Origin of the sequence: Methylobacterium dankookense (assembly GCF_902141855.1) — a bacterium.
GTDB classification, from domain to species: Bacteria; Pseudomonadota; Alphaproteobacteria; order Rhizobiales; family Beijerinckiaceae; genus Methylobacterium; species Methylobacterium dankookense.
The window spans coordinates 1-4,162 of record NZ_CABFVH010000104.1 but is presented as its reverse complement, the minus strand read 5'-3'; the positions used below and the strand labels follow the sequence as shown (position 1 = coordinate 4,162).

Genomic DNA, 4,162 nt, shown 5'->3' with positions numbered 1-4,162 from the left:
ATCCGTCAGGTCGAACCGCGCCATCCAGAACCCTCCCTCGCCAGAGGGTTAACGACGGCACGCCTCACCCGTGCCCACCGTTATGGGTTCGCGACCTAGAGCTCTTGGTACAGAGGCGCCGTATGCACGCCAGCAAGGCGTCCATGTCTGTTTCGAAGATGCTGCGAACACGGTCGGATGACCGGTTGGGGGGACAGGGCGGAACGTCCGCTTCTGGGCGGCGAGCCGATTTCCGCTTTCCCACCGAGGGCTCCGGTCACGCCGAGCGCACAGGCCGACGGGCGGCCTCGAAGCGGGGCGTCGAGGTTCCCTCGGTCGTCGGCGACGCTTGCCTCCGGGAGGCGCGCCGACACCCTCCGAGCCGGTCGCCGGGCACGCGCGTGCCTGCCTAGCGGGTCTCTTGGAACTGGTCGTGCCCGCCGGCCTTCGTGTTACGGACCCGCGCCACGTTGGGCTTCTTGCCGGGCTCCAGTTCGCGGGCCCGCGCGATCGCTTCCCGCCGCGTCGGGAGGCCTTCCGTTTAATGTGACACAACCTCCTGATGCCGTGGCCGCCGCTGTCACGTCTGCTTCTTCGTCCGGAACGGACATCCGAACCCGCAGGGCCGAAGGTCCGGCAGGGGGCAGGAGTTCGGGTAGAGCAAGGACAGACCGAAGGGCCGAGTGGGGTCGATTTCGCTCGGTTGACCTTCCGAAACGGAATGTCTGCTACCGGGCATCGAGCCAACTTCCACTCATGGCGGATCTTTTCGAAAAGCTTGGCAGCAGACCCCTTCGATTAGGATGCGAGAGGGAGCGATACACGTCGAAACGAATATTCAATACGCTGGATCGCGAAAATTTGAGAACTCGAATTGCATCGTTCTCGCCTACTCAAGCGATTGGTCGGTCCTAGTCGGTGACGCCGTAGGCCCGCCGCGCGAAGCTCTGTTCGGACTGGTGCGGACGGCATCCCAACCTCCGCGACAAGCTCGTCGGACGGGACCGGAGATCGCGGATGAGCCAGGCTAACAGCAAGGGTGGGTCGGTCGCCATTGCGGACCTACCCCCCGCGCCGGTGACGCGCAAACCCGGCTCGGTCGGAGGCGGCGCCAAGCCGGCTCTCATGCTCGGCGCGCTCGGCGTCGTCTACGGCGACATCGGCACCAGCCCGCTATACGCCTTCAAGGAAGGGATGAAAGCTGCGACTGGAGGAGGCGCCGCGGTTCCGGAGGCCGCCATCGGCGGCGTCTCACTGATCCTGTGGTCGCTCATCCTCGTCGTCTCCTTGAAGTACGCGATCCTCGTCCTGCGGGCCGACAACCGCGGCGAGGGTGGTATCGTCGCGATGCTGGCACTTCTCGGAGCGCGGCATGCCGAGGCTGGGACTTGGCGGGGTCTGCTCCTCGTCGTCGGGCTGATCGGTGCGGCGCTGCTCTACGGCGACGGGGCCATCACACCCGCCATCTCCGTGCTCTCGGCCATAGAAGGACTCAAGGTCGACGCGCCGGTGCTCACGCCCTTCATCGTACCGATCACCATCGTGATCCTGATCGGCCTATTTCTGGTCCAACACAAAGGGGTTGCTGCTATCGGAAGGGTGTTCGGCCCGGTCATGCTTGTCTGGTTCGTGGTCATCACCTTGCTCGCCATCCCGAGCATCCTGCACAGCCCCGAAATCTTGGCCGCGATCAACCCCTGGCGGGCAGTGGGTTTCCTCGTCCATGCGGGCTGGGGCATCGCATTCGCCGTGCTGGGAGCTGCCTTTCTCGCGCTCACGGGCGGTGAGGCGATGTATGCCGACCTCGGGCATTTCGGCGCGACCCCGATCCGGGTCTCGTGGTTCGGCATCGTCCTGCCGGCGCTCTTCATCCACTACTGTGGACAAGGCGCCCTGCTCATCGCGGAGCCGAACGCCATCGAGAATCCCTTCTTCCGTCTCGCCCCGGATTGGCTGCACTACCCATTGGTCGCGCTCGCGACGCTCGCCACGGTGATCGCGTCACAGTCGATCATCTCTGGGGCCTTCTCGTTGACGCAGCAGGCGATCCAGCTGGGTTTCCTGCCTGCCATGCGCGTCGTCCACACCGCCGAGGAGGAGCGCGGGCAGATCTATGTGCCCGCTGTGAATTGGCTGCTCGCCATCGCGACGCTGACCGCGGTCGTCCTGTTCGGTTCCTCTGACGCGCTGGGCGGAGCATATGGCATTGCCGTCTCGGGGCTCATGGCGATCACGACACTGTTGGCCGCGCTGATCGCCCTGAAGTGGGGGTACAATCCATTCGCCGTCCTCGCGGTCAACGGCTTCTTCCTCGTCATCGACTTGGTCTTTCTCGCCGCCAATAGCGCCAAGCTGCTGGAAGGTGGCTGGTTTCCCCTAGTCCTCGCCTGTATCGTCGCTTTCCCGATGCTGACGTGGTTGAAGGGCAACCGCGCGCTGGAAGCGGTGCGCGCGAGCATGCGGCAATCCGAAGCGACCTTCCTTGCGCGCCTCACAACGCACCCACCGGTTACGCTGCGCGGCACGGCGGCCTTCCTCACCGTAGCGACCGACGGCATCCCGATGGCGCTGGGACGCCTGGTCGAGCGCAGCCACTGTCTGCACGAGCGCATCCTGCTCGTCACCGTCATCTATGAGGAGAAGCCGGTGATTCCGGCTGAGGAGCGGGCGCAAGTCACCCTCGTCGCTGAAGGCATTCGAAAGGCGATCTCGAAGTACACGCCGGGCATGGAGCGCGTGGTGCTTCGCTACGGCTTCATGCAAAAAGCTTCGATTCCTGAGGGTCTGCAATGCGCCGTGGCCAGCGGTCTGCTGCCGCCCCAGTATCTTGAGGATATGACCTACTTTGTCGGCCACGAGGTGATTTTGCCGTCGCCTTCGAACTCGGCATTCTGGATTTGGCGGGGCGGACTTTTCTCTTTCATGAAGCGCAATGCGGAGAGTACAGGGGCATTCTTCGGCATTCCCGCGCGACAAGTCGTCGAAGTCGGCACTGAGATCGAAATCTAAAAGCATCTATCTGAACTGGTTCGGCGCTGGCAATTTCGATCACTTAGCGGGCGCGGGAAACGGTTGTGTTAGGAGATCCAAAAGCTACCTTGGGCATCTCGGGCTCCCTTCATGGCTGTTTCGGCGGTAATTCCGCTGGCGCAGGATGTTCCAGCCGGTAGAGGGCACCATGATCTGGCGTGCCATCCTTATCATTGTTGGCGTTCCGGCGGCGGCAATCGCGGGCATCTGCATCGTGTGCCTGCTGTTTGCCAGCCCAGCGCTCCTGGCCGCCGGCTACCTCGGCTGGATCCGACGAGACGTCGCGCTCGACTACGCAACGCTGCCGGTTCTCTTCCTGGCCGCCTGCGCTGCTGTCGGTGTCGTCGTGCAGTTCGCTGTTTCTCGCTTCGACATCGAACTGGGTAGCATGTGGTGGATTTCCTATTGGTGGCGACGCTTGTGGCGCAGCCCCCCTGATCACCTGAAGGCGTATCCGGATCGCCCAAACGTTCCTGGGCTCGGATGGCGCCTCGGTTCCGATGAGGCCGCGGAGGCTCCAGGGACAGCAGGTTGTCCGGATCGTCGGGGGCACGATGAAGCTCGGTGAGGAGCTATCGGCATCGAAACCTGACTGTGATCTGCCCGCGCCGCAGCTCAGCGCCATGACCGGACCTCGGCCTACGGCCCGCAAGCGGACTTTCGCCATTGCGCCCATTAGGGTCATTCGGCCGAACCAATCGGCTTCTCCAAAGCAGTCATCCGCGGGCTGGGGGTTGCGAAAATTTTCAACCTAAATCAGGCCCTCAGCCCGTGCTCATCGCATCTGAGTAGAGTAGATTGGGCCAGCTCGTCCTGCCGCTCTATCAGCTCAGTTGATTGTGCATCGCGGGTCAGCGCCGCCATCCACAAGGACGACGGCGTAGTCTGCATGGGCGGACGCGCAGCCTCTTTGGGTATCAGTTGGCGTGATGCAGCGACATCGCCTTCTCAATCTGCTGTTTGACCGATTCGAGGTTGAAGCTCGCGCCCTTCTGCATCGGCGGGTACTCGATGACTGACTGGGCGGCCCGCGCAATTTCCTGCTGCGCGAACGGGTCGTGTCCCTTGGCGTGGTGTAGCTCGTTGAGAGCCATCGCGATCACCGGCTTGGGCCGGGAGGATCAGGCTGCCAGGGTGGGCAGGCTGACGAGGG

At 63.5% G+C, this 4,162-nt stretch carries 3 protein-coding genes; 2 read left to right on the top strand and 1 reads right to left on the bottom strand.

Annotated features, from left to right (window positions below; all coding sequences use genetic code 11):
* Positions 1-996 precede the first annotated feature (996 nt).
* Positions 997-2,988, top strand: coding sequence for a potassium transporter Kup (locus MTDSW087_RS29660; RefSeq protein WP_144769361.1), 1,992 nt, complete (start codon positions 997-999; stop codon positions 2,986-2,988).
* A gap of 169 nt (positions 2,989-3,157) precedes the next feature.
* Positions 3,158-3,577 (top strand): hypothetical protein, encoded by a 420-nt coding sequence (locus MTDSW087_RS29655; protein ID WP_144769359.1) that lies wholly within the window; start codon positions 3,158-3,160, stop codon positions 3,575-3,577.
* A 349-nt stretch (positions 3,578-3,926) separates the two neighbouring features.
* Here the strand turns inward: MTDSW087_RS29655 and MTDSW087_RS30550 are convergent, their stop codons facing one another.
* Positions 3,927-4,103, bottom strand: coding sequence for a hypothetical protein (locus tag MTDSW087_RS30550; RefSeq protein ID WP_186384054.1), 177 nt, complete (start codon positions 4,101-4,103; stop codon positions 3,927-3,929).
* Positions 4,104-4,162: the final 59 nt, after the last annotated feature.